At 70.9% G+C, this 16,363-nt stretch carries 18 protein-coding genes; 6 read left to right on the forward strand and 12 right to left on the reverse strand.

The genetic code is table 11. From position 1 onward, the window contains the following. Nucleotides 1-76 precede the first annotated feature (76 nt). On the reverse strand, nt 77-937 hold the full coding sequence (locus ACZ4MH_RS03285) for an MEDS domain-containing protein (protein ID WP_351598911.1): 861 nt from the start codon (nt 935-937) through the stop codon (nt 77-79). A 301-nt stretch (nt 938-1,238) separates the two neighbouring features. Here ACZ4MH_RS03285 and ACZ4MH_RS03290 point away from each other — a divergent pair, with 301 nt between their 5' ends. Further along, nucleotides 1,239-1,763, forward strand: a complete 525-nt coding sequence (locus ACZ4MH_RS03290; RefSeq protein WP_351598909.1) for a hypothetical protein — start codon at nt 1,239-1,241, stop codon at nt 1,761-1,763. A gap of 134 nt (nt 1,764-1,897) precedes the next feature. Beyond that, nucleotides 1,898-2,113 carry a hypothetical protein gene (locus ACZ4MH_RS03295; protein WP_351598907.1) on the forward strand — a complete coding sequence of 72 codons (216 nt, stop codon included), beginning with the start codon at nt 1,898-1,900 and terminating at the stop codon, nt 2,111-2,113. Between the two features lie 123 nt (nt 2,114-2,236). Here ACZ4MH_RS03295 and ACZ4MH_RS03300 read toward each other — a convergent pair whose 3' ends face one another. The 8 genes from ACZ4MH_RS03300 to ACZ4MH_RS03335 all read right to left on the reverse strand — a co-directional run bounded on the left by ACZ4MH_RS03300 (nt 2,237) and on the right by ACZ4MH_RS03335 (nt 10,429). After that, nucleotides 2,237-4,537: a bifunctional polysaccharide deacetylase/glycosyltransferase family 2 protein gene (locus ACZ4MH_RS03300; protein ID WP_467753936.1), complete on the reverse strand. Its 2,301-nt coding sequence runs from the start codon at nt 4,535-4,537 to the stop codon at nt 2,237-2,239. Next, entirely contained in the window at nt 4,534-4,749 is a 216-nt protein-coding gene (locus tag ACZ4MH_RS03305) for a hypothetical protein (RefSeq protein WP_351598905.1), read from the reverse strand. Before ACZ4MH_RS03305 ends, ACZ4MH_RS03300 begins: the two co-directional genes overlap by 4 nt. Before the next feature lie 161 nt (nt 4,750-4,910). Then, a complete protein-coding gene (locus ACZ4MH_RS03310; RefSeq protein WP_467753938.1) occupies nt 4,911-5,942 on the reverse strand; it encodes a chitinase in 1,032 nt (343 codons plus the stop codon). 683 nt (nt 5,943-6,625) lie between these two features. Beyond that, nucleotides 6,626-7,321, reverse strand: a complete 696-nt coding sequence (locus tag ACZ4MH_RS03315; protein ID WP_351598921.1) for an HAD family hydrolase — start codon at nt 7,319-7,321, stop codon at nt 6,626-6,628. An 82-nt stretch (nt 7,322-7,403) separates the two neighbouring features. Next, nucleotides 7,404-8,129, reverse strand: a complete 726-nt coding sequence (locus ACZ4MH_RS03320; protein ID WP_467753940.1) for a phosphatase PAP2 family protein — start codon at nt 8,127-8,129, stop codon at nt 7,404-7,406. A 113-nt stretch (nt 8,130-8,242) separates the two neighbouring features. Further along, on the reverse strand, nt 8,243-9,178 hold the full coding sequence (locus tag ACZ4MH_RS03325) for a M56 family metallopeptidase (protein ID WP_351598902.1): 936 nt from the start codon (nt 9,176-9,178) through the stop codon (nt 8,243-8,245). A gap of 98 nt (nt 9,179-9,276) precedes the next feature. Beyond that, nucleotides 9,277-9,834, reverse strand: a complete 558-nt coding sequence (locus ACZ4MH_RS03330; RefSeq protein WP_351598900.1) for a DUF5134 domain-containing protein — start codon at nt 9,832-9,834, stop codon at nt 9,277-9,279. A gap of 202 nt (nt 9,835-10,036) precedes the next feature. Then, on the reverse strand, nt 10,037-10,429 hold the full coding sequence (locus tag ACZ4MH_RS03335) for a VOC family protein (RefSeq protein ID WP_031059322.1): 393 nt from the start codon (nt 10,427-10,429) through the stop codon (nt 10,037-10,039). 110 nt (nt 10,430-10,539) lie between these two features. On the opposite strand from ACZ4MH_RS03335, the gene ACZ4MH_RS03340 reads away from it, so the two are divergent. After that, entirely contained in the window at nt 10,540-11,082 is a 543-nt protein-coding gene (locus ACZ4MH_RS03340) for a GNAT family N-acetyltransferase (RefSeq protein WP_351598897.1), read from the forward strand. 36 nt (nt 11,083-11,118) lie between these two features. On the opposite strand, the gene ACZ4MH_RS03345 is transcribed toward ACZ4MH_RS03340, so the two are convergent. The 3 genes from ACZ4MH_RS03345 to ACZ4MH_RS03355 form a co-directional block, all read right to left on the reverse strand. Further along, the gene (locus ACZ4MH_RS03345; RefSeq protein ID WP_351598895.1) at nt 11,119-11,802 is read right to left on the reverse strand and encodes a glycerophosphodiester phosphodiesterase; all 684 of its coding nucleotides are present in this window, start codon (nt 11,800-11,802) and stop codon (nt 11,119-11,121) included. An 89-nt stretch (nt 11,803-11,891) separates the two neighbouring features. Further along, complete coding sequence (locus ACZ4MH_RS03350) at nt 11,892-12,017, reverse strand: hypothetical protein (RefSeq protein WP_351598893.1); 126 nt, start codon at nt 12,015-12,017, stop codon at nt 11,892-11,894. 77 nt (nt 12,018-12,094) lie between these two features. Then, nucleotides 12,095-12,649, reverse strand: a complete 555-nt coding sequence (locus tag ACZ4MH_RS03355; RefSeq protein ID WP_467754173.1) for a PadR family transcriptional regulator — start codon at nt 12,647-12,649, stop codon at nt 12,095-12,097. A gap of 369 nt (nt 12,650-13,018) precedes the next feature. Between ACZ4MH_RS03355 and ACZ4MH_RS03360 the strand changes: the two genes are divergently transcribed. Genes ACZ4MH_RS03360 through ACZ4MH_RS03370 form a run of 3 tightly spaced genes read left to right on the forward strand, consistent with a single transcriptional unit; the run spans nt 13,019 to nt 16,280 of the window. Then, nucleotides 13,019-14,416, forward strand: coding sequence for a DUF6421 family protein (locus ACZ4MH_RS03360; protein WP_351598889.1), 1,398 nt, complete (start codon nt 13,019-13,021; stop codon nt 14,414-14,416). A 32-nt stretch (nt 14,417-14,448) separates the two neighbouring features. Further along, nucleotides 14,449-15,210 carry an SDR family NAD(P)-dependent oxidoreductase gene (locus tag ACZ4MH_RS03365; protein WP_351598917.1) on the forward strand — a complete coding sequence of 254 codons (762 nt, stop codon included), beginning with the start codon at nt 14,449-14,451 and terminating at the stop codon, nt 15,208-15,210. Next, nucleotides 15,207-16,280 carry a threonine aldolase family protein gene (locus ACZ4MH_RS03370; RefSeq protein ID WP_351598887.1) on the forward strand — a complete coding sequence of 358 codons (1,074 nt, stop codon included), beginning with the start codon at nt 15,207-15,209 and terminating at the stop codon, nt 16,278-16,280. Before ACZ4MH_RS03365 ends, ACZ4MH_RS03370 begins: the two co-directional genes overlap by 4 nt. Nucleotides 16,281-16,363 lie beyond the last annotated feature (83 nt).

Below are 16,363 nucleotides of genomic sequence, written 5' to 3' on the forward strand. Positions count from 1 at the left end.
TTGAACCCCGCCCAAAAAAACTCCAGGAAGCCTCGATCATGAGCCCCCGCTCACGAATCCCGATCACGACGCCACATCAAGAGTCCTCGACCAGAACGACATGCTTGAGGTAGCGGCTCCCGAGGCCGACGAGCAGGACGGCCTTGTCGCGGTCCAGGCGTACTTCGATACGGCCGTGGCGTTGCGCGTCGGTGGCGAGGTTCAGCAGGTCCGAGGCGCAGCCGACGCTGAGGAAGTGCAGCCGGGAGAGGTCCACGACCAGGTGGCCGTCGTGCGCCGAGCGCTTGAACGCCTCGCGCAGCGCGGAGATCCACTCGATCTGGGTGGCCATGTCGGCCTCGCCGATCAGCCGGACGAGGCCCGCCGCGTGCAGCGCACGCAGGGCACCCGGCCCGTCGAGCAGGTCGTGCGGGTGGGCCGCGTGCATGGCGTCGAGCACCGCGGGCTCGAAGACGCTCGTGTCGTACGCGCAGATCTCACTGTAGGAACGGGCGGCGAACAGGTGCTCCGCGTTCTTCTCGCGGGCCATCACCTCCTCCACATCCGCGCCGAGGTCGGCGATCCAGCACATGTCGATGTAGGTGCGCAGCCCGGCGTAGCGCTTCGCGAGCGCGTCGGCGGTCTCCTCCTGGATGCGCTGCTGCTGGCGGGCGGGGATGAAGCGGTCATCGGGGTGGAGCAGCATGCGCATGCTGGCGAACACCAACTGGCCGCGGGCACAGACATGGTCGAGCGAGGGACCGTGTTCCTCCAGCCGTTCCTGCACCGTGTCGCGGTCGGTCTGCGGCGCGGGGCAAATGATCACCTTCTCGCCGCGCGCCAGCCCCGCCCACGCGTACGCGGCCACGAGGTCCCACCTCGGCCGCTCCGTGTACCGGCAGAACGCGTGGTCCCCGGCCCGCAGCCGCTGGACGGGCAGTGTGCCACGCCGACTCACCTCCCCGGCCATAGTCCGCCGCCTCCCGACCGCACCACCGTCCGGACCGTGCCGTACGCCAACCTCAGCAGAACTTAAGCGACCGCGTCCGCTCCGCACCGAGTCGTTCGCCAACTGCACGACTGCGCAAGAAAATCGAATATCCGAGCCCTCGCCCGAACGATCCGGTGCCGAATCTGAACGAAAGCCGTCGTCTCGTGTCCATCGCCCCGCGGCATTGACCACCACCCTCCCGCGCCTTACGTTCGCCTCCGGCGCGCGGCACGGAACGCGCGCCGTCGGCTTTCCGAAGGAGGCCCAGGTGTCCGTCACCATCTGTTCCCTGCTGTGGGACGCGAAACGGCACGGCGCACGTACTCAGAAGATCTCCTACGACTCCGACGGTTACCACCTCGTCCGCTTCCCGTACGGCGCCTCGGACGAGAACTACGACCCGTGGCGCATGCACGACCCGGCCAACGGCGGCGGCACCCCCTCGGCCTTCCCCGACGCCCGCTCCGGACTGATCTGGCCCAGCCACGAAGGCTGGGGCGTGCTCTCCGCGATGGTCTTCTGGGCCGCCGACTCCCGCCCCAACGAATACCGCGCCCGCTTCGTCCGCGACCCGCTGAGCAGTGCCGGCGGCTACGACTCCACGGCCACGACGGACACCTGGAAGACCGGCGGCGGCCAGTACAAGACCTACATGTGGCAGATCTTCGTCCACCCCGGCACCCCGGTCGGCCTGAAAATCTCCGCCCGCGCCAGCGGCGACACCAAGGTGCCGGCCCCGATCACCCACGCCCAATTCAAACTGGCCATCCATACGGATGTGAAGCGGCCCTGAGGGGGGAGTGAGAGGCGCCCTCGCCCCGGGTGGAGTCAGTACGCAGCAGGAGTACGCTGAAATCACCTGGGCGTCGTAATGCGACGCCCCCGTGGTCTTGGTTGTTTCCGTCAGAGAGAGGCGGTGAGACCGCCATGGACACCGGCATCACCATCGCCGTCATTCTCGCGATGGTCGTTCTGGGGGCGCTCCTGATCCACCGCCTGAACGGCCAGCAGGCCGGGCGGATGGCGGCACACCCGCACGGCCATCGCCTGCACAGTCATCGCCTGCATGGCCGCCGGGGCCTGCTGGGGCACCGGGGCGCCCACGACTCCGCCCAGCCGCCGCCCCCCGGCTCGGATTCGTAGTTCCGCCACCAAACGCGGTGGCGGGGGCGATCCGCGGAATGCCAGTGCGCTTCCTCGCCGACTTCGGGGGTTGTCCCTCGGTACGCAGCGCCCTGGTCCGCAGTCCATCGTCTCCCTTGACCCTCACCGGCGAGACCCCGCGGGATCTGCCTTACTGTCCGACCGGACAGGTGGGGCCACCGGCGACTCAGAGCGTGGCACTGCTCCAGGGGGCGCAGCGCTCGCAGCTTGGCGTTCGCCGGTGGACGCGACGGTCGACGCATTCGGAGACGGCGCGACCACTTCGCCGGTGCGGCGGATCTTCTGCCAGCGCAGTCGCGCACCGGTGGCCGCCGTGATGCAGGAGTGGATGAGCACCATGTACATCAACTGCCGATAGACGACCTGCTGGAGGGGGAGCATCACCAGGCAGCGGTAGCGCTCCCGGTCGAGGCGGAACGCAAAGGCGGCGCACAGGAGCTGGAAGAGGAGCAACAGGCACCAGACCGCCAGCGACTTCCAGGGGGAGAGGAAGATCATCCCGTAGAGGGTGAAGACGTCGATGACCGGCGACAGCAGTGGGGCACCGACGTGGAAGATTCCCAGGAGCGGCATGCCGACCCTGCCGAAGCGGCCCGAGGCCCCGCGCTCGACGACCGAGCGGCGGTGCTTCCAGAGAGCCTGCATGGTGCCGTAACTCCAGCGGTAACGCTGCCGCCACAACAGGCGGAAACTGCTCGGCGCCTCGGTCCAGGCGACGGCGTGCTCCTGATAGACGACACGCCAGCCCGCGCGGTGCATGGCGATGGTGATGTCGGTGTCCTCGGCGAGGGTGTCCCCGCTCATGCCGCCCGCCTCCTCCAGCGCCCGGCGCCGGAAGGCTCCGACCGCGCCGGGGATGGTCGGTATGCAGTCCAGGACGTCGTACATCCGGCGGTCGAGGTTGAAGCTCATTACGTACTCGATGTGCTGCCAGGCGCCGATGAGTGATGTGCGGTTGCCGACCTTGGCGTTGCCTGAGACCGCGCCGATGCGCGGGTTGGTGAAGGGCTGGACAAGTTCGGAGACGGTGGACGGTTCGAAGACCGTGTCACCGTCCATCATCACGATGATGTCGTGGCGAGCGTGGGCGATTCCGTTGTTGAGAGCCGCGGACTTGCCGGCGTTCCGCTGTCGCAGGACGCGGACATTCGGGAGCCCGAGGGCCTCGACGATGTCCGCGGTGCCATCGGTGGACCCGTCGTCGATCACGATGACTTCGATGGGATGGGTACTGGCCATCAGCGAGCGCACGGTATGGGCGATGCACTCCTTCTCGTTGTACGCGGGCACCAGGACCGACACCGGTTCGGTGACGGGCGGCCCCCAGGAGAACTCCCCCCGGGAGCCCTTGGGGTTGCGCTGACGGTAGTGCCGGCCGGCCAGGACCAGCATCATGACGAAGCGGAGGACGACCATGCCTCCGACGACGTAGAAGAGGTAGGCCAGCCAGGGAGCAGTCCATGTCGCCACCGCTGTCACGGCCAGCATCGCCCGGCCCTTCCAGAGGGTCGTCCCCGTGGCGTTGTGCATGGCGCTCGGGGACCCCACGGCTGCGCTGATCGTGGTGAACCGGTAGCCCTTGGCCTTCATATGGGTGATGTAGGCGTCCACGCCCTTGACGGACTCGGAGCGGTCGCCGCCCGCGTCGTGAAACAGCGCCAGGGCGCCCTTGTTGCTGCCCTGCGGGGTGGCGTTACGGACGATGTTCTCGATGCCGGGCTTCTTCCAGTCATCGCTGTCGGTGTCGACGTAGGCGGTGGTGTAGCCCTTGGAAGAGAGGTATTTCAGGACCGGGAAGGATGTGTCGTCGATGGCTCTGGGAGTGGCGGAGTAAGGCGTGCGGATCAGCGAGGTGGTGACGCCCGCGGCCCCGGCCAGCGCTGACTGCGTCGTGGACAGCTCCTGGTCGATGCTCGCGTGGCTCTTGGATCCGAGGTTGACGTGGCTGAAGGTGTGCACGCCCACCTCATGGCCCTGGTCCACCATCGTGCGCACCACGGAGGGGTGGCGGGCGATGTTCTGGCCGATCAGGAAGAAATCGGCGCGCACGTGGTGTCGGCGCAGCACCTCGAGCACCTTGGGCGTCCAGGAGGGGTCCGGACCATCGTCGAAGGAGAGCACGATCGTCTTCTGCGGAATGGAGCGGCTGACCAGCTTTCCGTGCTCCTGGTCGATGACCGGGCCGCCCTGGAGGATCGACTCGGGCACCAGGTCCCAGGCTCCGGCCTTGTTCGCCTTCGGGTCGATCTTCAGGTGCGCGTCCATATGACCGTTGAGCATCAGCAGGCAGGCAAGAGCGAGCAGGCCGAGGACGGCGAGCACGACCCGGGGACGGGGCAGGATGCGCCGTACGACGCTGCCGACACGGCGCGGCGCTCTTGGAACACGGTGTCGTGCGATCACGGGACGCTCACACTCCGGTATGCGGCGGACGACGCGGGCACCGGATCCGGGGCGCGGCCGGAATCACCCATGAAGGAAATGCCGATCAGCGCGGCATAGGCCAGGCAAGCGAGGGCTATGACAATTCCGAGGACCCAGAGGAGGTGAGCCCGGCGGCCGGAGGAAGCGACGAATACCGGGTGTTCGTCGCCCTGCTTGAGCTGCAGATTCATCACGGAGATTCCATTCAATTCGTCCGAGCCCCCCGGGCGTGATACGGGAAACAAGGCCTTTGATCTTCTATCAGGGCGCACTGGCTCACCAGCCCGATTTCCCCAGCGCATCGCAGAAATCAGTGGCGGAATTCGGGTCAGTGGCGGAATTCGGGTTTGAATTATGAGTTTGCGTCGGGTTCGGGCGCGAACGTGCGCGTGAAGGCCAGCTCGTCCTGGAGGATTCCGGAACAGGTGGGCTGGGGTTTCTTCGTCGCCCCCTCGGCGCACTGCTGGTCACGGTCGGCCGCCCACATCGACAGCCAGGCGAGCCCCTTGCTGTCGGCGAATCTCTTCAACTGCTTGGCGTCCCCGACCGTGAACACCTCGGTCTTTGTGTCATTGACGCCGACCATCGGGGTGACGGCGAGGGTCCGCCACGCCGTGGCGTCATTCTTGATCGCCAGCGCCTTTTTGATCTGCCGCTGGGACGCGGTGGCGGCCTGGATGGCGTATTCCCCCATGTCACCGTCGTACGAGTCGCCGTAGTGCATCGCCAGGATGTTCACCGCGGAGATGTCAACGCCGCGCTTTCTCGCATCGGTCAGCAGCCTCACGTCCTTCTGGGCCATTCCCTGCGGTTCCACCGCGAGCGTGATGGATACGTCGAGATCCGGGTGGGTCTTCTGCAGCCGGGCGACGGCCTGGGCGCGCCGCGCATTGACCCCCGTGTCCGCCGCCGCGGCCCCCTCCAGGTCGAAGTCGACCTTGGTCAGCCCATAGGCGTCGACCACCTTCGCGTACGCCTTCTCCAGCGCGGCCACCGACGGGCAGGCGCGGGCCAGTTCCGTGCCCAGCTGGCCGCCGAAGGAGACCCGGGCGTCTCCGCCGCCGGCGCGCAGGTCATCGATCCGCTGGGCAACGGCGGCGGACCGCAGCTTTTTACCGCCGCCCCACTCCGGCCCGCAGCGGCCACCGTCGGCGACCACGAAGCCGAGATTGAACTGCTTGACCCCGATCTCCGTCGCGGCACGGAGCGCATCCGACGTGGAGTCGATGGCGATGAGGGCGTACGGCGCGAAGGAGGGCTGTGCGGAGGCGGCACGGCCGTCTCGCCCGTTGCCCAGGTAGGTCGGGATCAACCAGGCGGCCAGCGCCGCGACACTCAGCGCCAGCGCCAGTCCTGTGGCCACGCCTGCGAGCCCGCGGCGCATCAGGAGTCGCCTCGCCCGGATACACGGCATGCCCTGCCAGGGCCCGGGTGCTGGGGCCTGGCAGGGCATGCCGAAGAGGTGGCCCGAGAGGGCCGGGGGGTGTCGCCGCCTGGGCCGCCTTCGGAGTCCGCTTTTTGACGTCCGGCCGTGGCGCGCGATGACGCCGAGCGGGTCCGCCTGCTCCGTGGGGTGGCGATCCTGCGCACGGTGGCGCGAGGCACGGGTGCGGTAGTGGTCAGGCGGTCGGATGCCCGCCGCCCGGGGTGAGAGCCGGGGTCGCGCAGCATGCAGCCCGAACGGCGCCCGGGGCCCGCAGCCGGCCAGTCGGTTGCGCGCCGCAGCGGGTGCGGCGCGGGCTTTGGCGCCCGGCTGTTCTGGACAGAGGTCACGATCAGCCTCTCCCTACGACTGGCCCATGCGGACTCGACCGCTTTCTACCGTTATACACCCTTTATTGGGGCCTCAAGCGCGTGCCTCGCATCTTTCTCGTTCTGCTCCGTCGAGCCCCGTCCGCTGGCGCAAAGCAGCTGGTCAGCGCGGTGCCGCTGTCGTAGAGCGAGACCTGCCGGCGGGACGGCGTGCTACGGCTTGAAGCTCGCCGTCCTGGAGTGTCCGGACCGCGGCTTCGTCAGCGAGCTGCACGAGCCCGACGAGAACCCGTCACGGGAGCCGTGCGGCTTCCGTCAGTCGACCAGGGGGAGGACCGGGCTCAGGCCGTTCGGGCGGGCGTCGGCCGGGAGGTGGTCGACGGGGAGGTAGCCGCAGCCGAGTGCTTGCGCGCCGCCGTCCGCGCGCCGGTCGTCGCCGACCATCAGGACGTCCTGCGGGGGCAGCCCCAGCTCCCGGCAGGCCAGTTCGAAGATGCGCGGGTCCGGCTTCTGGATGCCGTGCTCGAAGGACAGGACGTACGTGCTGATCAGCGGGTCCAGGCCGTGCGCGCGCAGTACCGGGCGCAGGTCCCAGCCGATGTTGCTGACCACGCCGGTCGCCACGCCGCGGTCGCGCAGTGCGCCCAGTACCTCGGCGGCGTCCGGGTACGGCGCCCAGGCGGCCGGCGACTTGTGGCGGATGTACAGGGCGTCGTACAACTCCTCGGTGGGCAGGGGGACTTGGCGGGCGAGGGTGGTGTAGAGCTCGCGGTGGTGCTCGGCCGTGCGGTCCCGGGTCCGCCACAGCTCCTCCAGGCCGGCGGGCAGTCGCTCGGGCGAGGAGCCGCCGGGCAGCGCGCCGGCGCGGTCCAACTCCCGTACCGCGCGGTCGAATTCGTCCTCGGTCATGGTGGTCCCGGTCGCGTCGAGCGCCGCGCGCAGCCAGGTGGCGACCGGCTCGATCCGCAGCAGCGTCCCGGAGAAGTCGAAGAGCACGCCCTTGTACGCCATGGTCACCATCCTGTCCTGTACGGCGGTCCGGGCCAAGGGCATACGGGGGAGGGGCGAGCGTGGCGGGGTGGGGTCGGTGTGCTCATTCGGCGTCGGGAGGCGGGGTCGCCGCGGCCGAGGCGAGGCGGGTGTAGAGGCCGGCAGCGGCGGCCACCAGTGCCGCGCCCAGCAGCCAACCGGCCAGTACGTCGGAGAGCCAGTGCACGCCGAGGTACAGGCGGGTGCAGCCGACGCCGAGCACGGACACCACGGCCAGTGCGGCCGCAACCCGGCGCCACACCACGGGCGCGCCGCGCTCGGCCAGTACCCACAGCGCCAGCCCGCTCGCGACCATGGCGGTCATCGCGTGTCCCGAGGGGAACGAGGCGTAGTGCGCGGAGTCGACCGGGTCCGACCAGACCGGGCGCGGCCGGTCCACCAGGGCCTTGAGGCCCTGCTGGAGCAGCGTGCCGGCGACGGACGTGGCCGCCACCCAGGCGGCGAGGACGCGTACTCCGCGCCACACCAGCCACCCCACGAACACCACCAGCACCGCGCGCATCGTCCACGGGTCCCACACCCAGTCGGTGAGGACGCGGTTCGCCTCGGTCCAGTCCGGCGAGGCGCGCGCGACCTGGTGCAGGTCCCCGGCAATGGTCCGGTCCGTATGCATCAGCGGTGCCCAGCGGACGGCCACGAGGACGCCGAGCGCCACGGCAGCGGCGGCGAGCCACCCCGCCGTGCACAGCGCCCGCGCGCCCGCCGTTGGCCCAGGCGGCGTGGCCGTCCCGGGTGCGCTGCCGGTGCCGGAGGACGACGGAGTACCCATGCCCCGATCCTGGCCGAACCACCGGGGCCCCGGCCACCTCACAGCCGCGCCCGTGCCGCGCGCCGGACCGATGGCGGGAGCGCGCCGGTGCCGCGCGCCGCACCGCACCGCCGTCAGGTGAGTGCGCTCAGCCCCGGTACGAAGGTGATCAGGAGGGGGACGACCGGTGCCAGGGCGGCCACGGCGGTCATGCCGAGCCGGCGGCGCGGCGTGAGGCGGGCGGCCGGGGCGAGCAGCCGGTCGACCCGTGCCGGAACCTGCGCGCACTGCGCCGGGCAGGGGCCGAAGACCCCGCGGTCCTCGTTCAGTTCGACCAGCGCCAGGGCGGTCGTCAGCCGTCCGAAGCGGCGCGAGGCCATGTCGTCGGCGCACAGCTCGACGAGCCGGTGCACCTGGTCCTGGAACGCCGCGAAGACCGGCACCTGCGGGAATCCCACGGCCAGCGCCGTCGCGCAGTTCAGCAGCAGATGGTGGCGCGCCAGGGCGTGGCCCTTCTCGTGCGCGATCACCGCGTCGAGCTGATCCCCTTTCAGCCGGCGCAACGCGGCCGTGGTGACGACCAGCTGGGGCGACAGGCCGGGCAGCCACCACGCCTCGGCGCGGTCGCCCTCCAGCACCACGAGCGGGTCGTCGGTCCGCTCCTCGCCGGGCAGCAGCGGGGAGCGCAGCGCCACGTCGGCCCGGCGCCGCTTGCGGCGCGCCCGCGAGGCCCGTACCTCCCGCGTCAGTACGACGGCGGTCCACGCGCCGCCGCAGGCGAGGAGCACGGCCAACGGCGCCGCCCAGGAGCCGTAGGCGCCGAGCGCGTAGGCCTCGATGACGTCGTGCGGGGCGAGCGCGAAGACGTTGCCCCGCACCGCCTCCCAGGCGGCCGCGGCGCTCAGGGACATGGCCAGCACACAGCACAGCAGCACACCGGCGACCACGCACTGCCAGACCCACAGGGCGAGCACCGGCTCGCGGTCGGGCCAGCTCGCGCGGGCCATCAGGCGCGGCGCCATTGCCGCCGCCAGCGCGCCGAGGAGGATCAGCGCGAAGGGGACCATCATGGCCGTCACCTTATGGCGGGAGGCTACTCGTAGGTACGGTCTCGCCACGGAAGTGACGCACGCCACCGGCGGGGGAGGTGTACGGCGCTTCCGAACGCTCAGACCGTCAGCAGCATCGTGAACATGCCGACGCTCATGGCCGTGCGGCAGGCGCTCAGCAACTCGGGCCGCGGCACGGCGGGCAGGCCACCGGCGGGGGCCACGGCGGGGGCCGGTATCAGGCGTATGCCGGACGCGACGGCGTGCACCGCGAAGTACGCGAGCAGCAGGCCCGTCAGTACCGGAATCCCGCCCGCACCGTCGTGTCCCGCATGGCCCGCGTGTCCGGCACCGGCCCGCACCGTCGTCATCACCAGCGCCATGTACACCATGGCCAGCGACCCCACCGCGTGATGCGGATGGCGGGCGGCGAGGGCCCACAGACCCGTCGCCCCGAAGGCGGCCGCGAAGACCCACGCCGACCAGCCGGGCACCGGCACGACGGCGGCCGGCAGCGCCATCGCCGCCATGCCCAGCGCCATCAGCCCTTCGCCGCGTGCCTGCCCGCGCCGGGCCGGATCCCGCTCGGTCCCCGCGCGTGAGCGCACGAGGCAGTACCCGCTCGCCGCTGCGCACAGCGCAACCAGCAGCCAGCCGGTCATCGTCGGTCCGTGCACGGCATACCTCCCCCCTGGGGCGCCTGCGGCCCCTGGAGCACGTGCGGACCGCCGCGCCGGGATTCCCGTGTCCCGACGCGAACGATCTCTTCCGCTCGCAGGATGCCCGCCCCGAACCCGCTTCACGGGAGCGCACAGGCGCACGACGGAGCGCGTGTGCGATTCCCGCGCGATTCCCGCGTGCTTCCCGTGCGGGGGCCGCTCAGATCCCCGGCCGGTACCGCAGCGGATGGTCCGCCGGGACCTCCGTGAGGACGATCCGGTGGCCGTCCGGATCGGCGATCCACATCTCGATCAGCCCCCACGGCTCCTTGACCGGCGGCCGCAGGATCTCCACACCGTGCGCCGCCAGTTCCTCGTGCGCCGCCGCCGCGTCCGCGACCTGGAGCCACAGCTGGAGCGTCGCCGTGGGCGGCTGCTCGGAGCGGCCCGAGACCTCCAGGAAGCCGCCGCCCAGGAAGTACACGACGCCGCGCTCGGGCCCCGTGCCGAACTCCCGGTACACCGGGAGGCCCAGCGCCTTTCCGTAGAACTCCCGCGACCGCTCGGGGTCGGCCGGCCGCACCAGCACTCTGCTGCTCAGTACCTGCACCATGCCACGGACCCTAAGGGGTGCCCGGCTTCCGGAACACGGCGACGTGCGGACCCGTGCCCTTGTTAGCCTCGACACCGCCGTCCGCCCGCCCGAGAGGACCCCCGCCCGCCATGGCCACCACGCCCGCACCCGAGCTGACCTTCCGCGCCGCCACCGCGTCCGACGTCCCCGCGCTCGTCGACCTCATCGAGTCGGCGTACCGGGGGGACGCCAGCCGCGCGGGCTGGACCACGGAGGCGGACCTGCTGGCCGGGCAGCGCACGGACCCCGAGGGCGTCGCCGCGGTGGTCGCCGCCGAGGGCAGCCGGCTCGTGGTGGCCGAGCGGGACGGCGAGCCGGTCGCCTGCTGCCAGCTCGAACACCGCGGTGAGCACGCCTACTTCGGCATGTTCGCGGTGCGCCCCGCGCTCCAGGGCGGCGGCCTGGGCAAGGTGATCATCGCCGAGGCCGAGCGCACCGTGCGCGCCGAGTGGGGCGCCCGCGAGATGCACATGACGGTCATCCGGCAGCGCGCCGAGCTGATCGCCTGGTACGAGCGCCGCGGCTACGCGCGCACCGGCCGGATGACCCCGTTCCCGTACGGCGACGAGCGCTTCGGCATCCCGCAGCGCGACGACCTGGAATTCGAGCTGCTGGTCAAGAAGCTGGCCTGAAACCGGGGCCGCTCGGCACGGGACGCGGCGCGGCGGCTACGCCGTGAAGCGGGTCGCCCGGCGGATCTCCGGGAAGTCGGTGACCACGCCGTCCAGGCCCATCCCGCGGGCGATCCGCAGCTGGTCGTGGGTGTTCACGGTCCAGGCCAGCATCCGCAGGTCGGCCGCGTGCGCGCGTTCGACCAGCTCCAGGGTGAGCCGGCGGATGTTCAGCGAGAGGTACTCCGCGCCCACCGTGCGTGCCCGGTCCACCACGTCCGTGCCGTACCGGCTCGCCACCAGGCCCGTGCGGACGCCCGGCAGCAGCGTGCGGACGGCCGCCAGCGCCTCGTCGTGGAAGGAGATCACGTCGACCCGGTCGACGAGGTCGCGCTCGCGCAGCACGTCGGCCAGCGCGCGGGCCGCCGCCACGTCCTTGATCTCGGCCTGCAGTGGCGCCCGCACCGCCTCGACGACCTCTTCGAAGACCGGGATGCGCTCGCCCTTGCCCGCGTCCATCTCGCGCAGCGCGGCGAGGGTGTGGTCGGCGATCGGCCCGTGTCCGTCGGTCGTGCGGTCCACATCCGCGTCGTGCATGACGACGAGCGCACCGTCCTTGCTGAGGTGCAGGTCCAGCTCGATGAGGTCGAGCCCTTCGTGTTCGGCGCGGCGGAAGGAGCGCAGGGTGTTCTCCGGCTCGACGCCCATGACCCCGCGGTGTCCGATGGTCAGGAAGGACAAGGCTGCCTCGCTTCTGTGGCTGTCGGCTGTGGCTGGCGGTGCGGCACCGGCCACCGGCTGTGGCACGGCTGCCGGAAACGGCGGCCAGCCTAACGGGCCACGCTGACGGCGAAGGGAACGCCGGATGTCGTCGCGGCGTGGCCCGCGCGGGCGCTCGCGACCCCGAGGACGAGGCCGGTGATGACGGCGGCGACCAGTACGGCACGGGTACTCACGCGAAGCGGCTCCCTCTGCGTCGGGCGGTACGGGGACAGCTGTCCTACCGGGGCGGGGCGCGGGCACGCGAATCCCCTCACCCGTGCGTGGGCGCGTCCCGCGCGTGCTGACGGCCGCCCAGCCGCTCCAGGTCGGCGAGCATCGCCTCGGTCAGCTCCAGCTCCGCCAGGTGCTGCCGCTCGCTCCAGCCCAGCGCGACGCGCGGGAAGTCCCACTCCGGCTCGGGGCCCGCGTCGGCCAGCGCCTCCCGTACCTCCCGCAGCCCGGCCCGGGTGCGCTCGCGGTGCCGCTCCACGAGGGCGCGCAGCGTGCCCGGTACGGCGAGGTGGCCCAGCCAGACGCGGAGGAGGAGCGGGTGCTTGAGGACCGGCGGGCCGCAGTCCTGTGCGCCGTCCGCCCAGGCGGCCAGCGCGTCGCGGCCGTCCTCGGTGATCGTGTAGCGGCGCTTGGCCCGGGGCTCGTCCGGGCCCGAGCGCCGCGAGGTGACCAGCCCCAGCTCCTCCAGGCGGCGCAGCTCGGCGTAGATCTGGCTGATGGCCGGTGACCAGTAGAAGAAGCGGAGTGAGGCGTCGGCCCACTTCTTGAGGTCGTAGCCGGTGCGGCCGTCACGGAAGGAGAGCAGCCCGAGCACGGCCCAGGCGGTGACGGGGAGTCGCGGGTACGTGATGGCCCCCTGGCGGCGGTACGGCGTGCTTGCCCGGCCATCTTCGGGGCGCGGTGGGGGAGCGCGGTCGCGGAGCCCGAACATCTCGCGATCCGGGACGTTCCTGATCGTTCGGTGATCGTACGAACGCCGACTGGTGACCGGTTTCGGTCGGTCACCGTGCGTATGTCACTCGCATGGCCGGTACGGCAGAAAACGCCGATTCCCGCTACGTCCACAGGAAAAACATCTTCCATGGTGGAGCTGGACAGGATGATTTCCGTTGATCCCCCTTGAGGGACGGGAGCGTCCCGGTTACGGTGGACCCACCGAACGATCTCCTGCCGGAGGGCAGTCATGACGGAAATTCTTTCGCCTGTGAGTGTCCAGGTGGGCACGACGAGCGCGGAGCGCGTGGTCGAGCACGCGGCCTGGCCCGTACTGAAGGACGCCGTCGAGGCCATCAGGCCCTGGCAGTCCGCGGACGGCTCCATCGACCTCGACGCCGAGGGCGCGCCCGACGCCGCCACGGTCCGGCGCACGGTGGACCGCGTGATATCCGCGGTCGAGGCGCTCTCCCCGCTGCTGCCGCACGACGCCGCGTACCACCGCGCGGTCGTCGCCGACCTGCGCCGCTGGGCCGACGGCGGCTTCGCCGTGCCGGACTTCCTGGACTCGCTGCTCGCCTTCCAGCCGGCCCGGGACCGCGCGGACGGTCTGCAGCACCTGGTCCTCTTCCCGATGTACACGCAGAACGGCAACCCCGACCGCAACTTCGAAGCGGTCGTGCTGCGCATGGTCTGGCCCGAGTGGCTCGCCGAGCTGGAGCGCACCCGTTACGACAACCCGCTGTTCTGCGGCATCACCTTCGAAGACTTCACCGCGGGCTACGACACCAACTCCGCGGTGCTCTTCCCCGAGACCATCGCCGTGCGCGAGGCGCCCGAGCGCTTCAGCTGGGGCGGCATCTTCTGCGACCGCGAGGCCGCGCGCTTCCGCCGGGTCAGCGAGGCCGCCGTGGACGTCCTCGGCATCGACCTCCCGGACGACGTGCGCGCGATGCTCGCCGACCAGGACCGCTGCCAGCAGGCGTTCGTCCTGTGGGACATGGTGCACGACCGCACGCACAGCCACGGTGACCTGCCCTTCGACCCGTTCATGATCAAGCAGCGGCAGCCGTTCTGGATGTACGGACTGGAGGAGCTGCGCTGCGACCTCACCGCCTTCAAGGAGGCCGTGAAGCTGGAGGCGGAGGGGCTTCCGCAGGCCAGGGACGTCCAGTATGCCGTGATCTTCGACCGGATGTTCCGCTTCCCGGTCACCGGCGACCGCGTGAAGAACTACGACGGCCTGGGCGGCCAGCTGCTCTTCGCGTACCTCCACAAGCACGACGTCGTGCGCTGGACGGACAACACCCTGCACATCGACTGGCAGCGGGCCCCGCTGGTCACCCAGCAGCTGTGCGGCGAGATCGAGAAGCTCTACCGCGACGGCATCGACCGGCCCAAGCTGGTCCACTGGTTCGCCGCGTACGACCTGGTCTCCACCTACCTCGCGCCGCACCCCGGCTCGGTCTGGGCCAAGGGCCCCGACGCCCTGGACCTGAGCCTCCCGCCGCGCAAACTCGTCGACGAGGTGCTTCCGGACGAATTCCCGTTGAGCATGTTCTATGAGGCCCTGCGCAAGAAGCTCCGTGATGTCATCGCCTCCACGAAGGGCATCACGGCCGGCGACGAGGCAGGGGCGGCGGCGTGAGCGCGGACGAGAAGCAGCAGCGGGAGGCCGAGATGACTACTACGACCGGTAACCAGGGCGTACTGGAGGGCGCGGTCGTCGCGGTGGCCGGCGCGGGCGGGCCGGCGGGGCGCGCCGCGCTGATGCGGCTGGCCGAGGCGGGCGCCACGGTCGTCGCCTCGGACGCGGACGCCGCGCGGCTGGCCGAGGCGGTGGACGCCGCGCGGTACGCACACGGCGGCGCGACCGTCACCGGCGACACCGTCGACCTCCTGGATCTGGACGCCACGCGGGACTGGGCGGACCGGACCGAGAAGGAGTTCGGCAGGGTCGACGGCCTGGTGCACCTCGTGGGCGGCTGGCGCGGCTCCGCGTCCTTCGCCGAGACCGACCTCGCCGACTGGGACCTGCTGGAGAAGCTGCTGATCCGTACCGTCCAGCACACCTCGCTCGCCTTCGAGGGTCCGCTGAAGCGCAGCGGCAACGGCCGCTACCTGCTCATCAGCGCGGCAGGCGCGAGCAAGCCCACCGCCGGCAACGCCGCCTATGCCGCCTCGAAGGCCGCCGCCGAAGCCTGGACCCTCGCGCTGGGCGACGCCTTCCGCAAGGCCGGGGGCGACGGCGGCCCGCACGCGGCGGCTGCCATCCTGGTGGTCAAGGCGCTCGTCAACGATCAGATGCGCGCCGAGCGACCGAACGCGAAATTCGCGGGCTTCACGGACGTGACGGAGCTGGCAGAAGCCGTCGTCGGCGTCTGGAACCGGCCCGCCCACGAAGTGAATGGACAGCGTCTGTGGCTGACCCCCAAGCCGTGAGTGCCGGCAAGACCGACGCGCGGCGCCACCACGACCCCTCGGTACGCGGCTTCGCCAGCGACAACTACGCCGGCACGCACCCCGAGATCCTCGAAGCGCTCGCCCTCGCCAACGGCGGTCACCAGATCGCCTACGGCGGGGACGAGTACACCGAGAATCTCCAGCGCGTCATCCGCAGCCACTTCGGGCAGACCGCCGAGGCGTTCCCCGTCTTCAACGGCACCGGCGCCAACGTCGTCGCCCTCCAGGCCGTGACCGACCGCTGGGGCGCGGTGATCTGCGCCGAGTCCGCGCACATCAACGTCGACGAGTGCGGCGCGCCGGAGCGGGTCGGCGGCCTGAAGCTGCTGACCGTCCCCACCCCGGACGGCAAGCTCACCCCCGAGCTCATCGACCGCGAGGCGTACGGCTGGGACGACGAGCACCGGGCCATGCCGCAGGCCGTCTCGATCACGCAGAACACCGAACTCGGCACGGTCTACACCCCCGAAGAGATCCGGGCCATCTGCGAGCACGCCCACGAGCGCGGCATGGTCGTACATCTCGACGGCTCCCGGATAGCCAACGCCTCGGCGTCGCTGGACGTTCCCATGCGGACGTTCACCAACGCCGTGGGCGTGGACATCCTGTCGCTGGGCGGCACGAAGAACGGGGCGATCTTCGGCGAGGCCGTGGTCGTCATCAACCCCGACGCCGTACGCGCCATGAAGCATCTGCGGAAGCTGTCGATGCAGCTGGCCTCGAAGATGCGCTTCGTGTCCGTACAGCTGGAAGCGCTGCTGGCCAAGGATCTGTGGCTGCGCAACGCCCGGCACGCCAACACGATGGCGCAGCGGCTGGCCGCCGGGGTGCGCGCGGTCGAGGGCGTGGAGATCCTCTACCCGGTGCAGGCCAACGCCGTCTTCGCGCGGCTGCCGCACGACGTGAGCGAGCGGCTGATGAAGCGGTACCGCTTCTACTTCTGGGACGAGGCGGCCGGCGACGTCCGGTGGATGTGCTCGTTCGACACCACCGTGGAGGACGTGGACGGCTTCGTGGAAGCGCTCCGCGAGGAGATGGGCAGGCCGTAAGCCCAGCGCACGGTACGCGACGCGCGGTTCAGTGGGCTGTACTTCATAGTGCAGCTTGCTGAACCGCGCTCGCGCGTGCTGGA

This window comes from Streptomyces sp. NPDC026301, assembly GCF_055567935.1.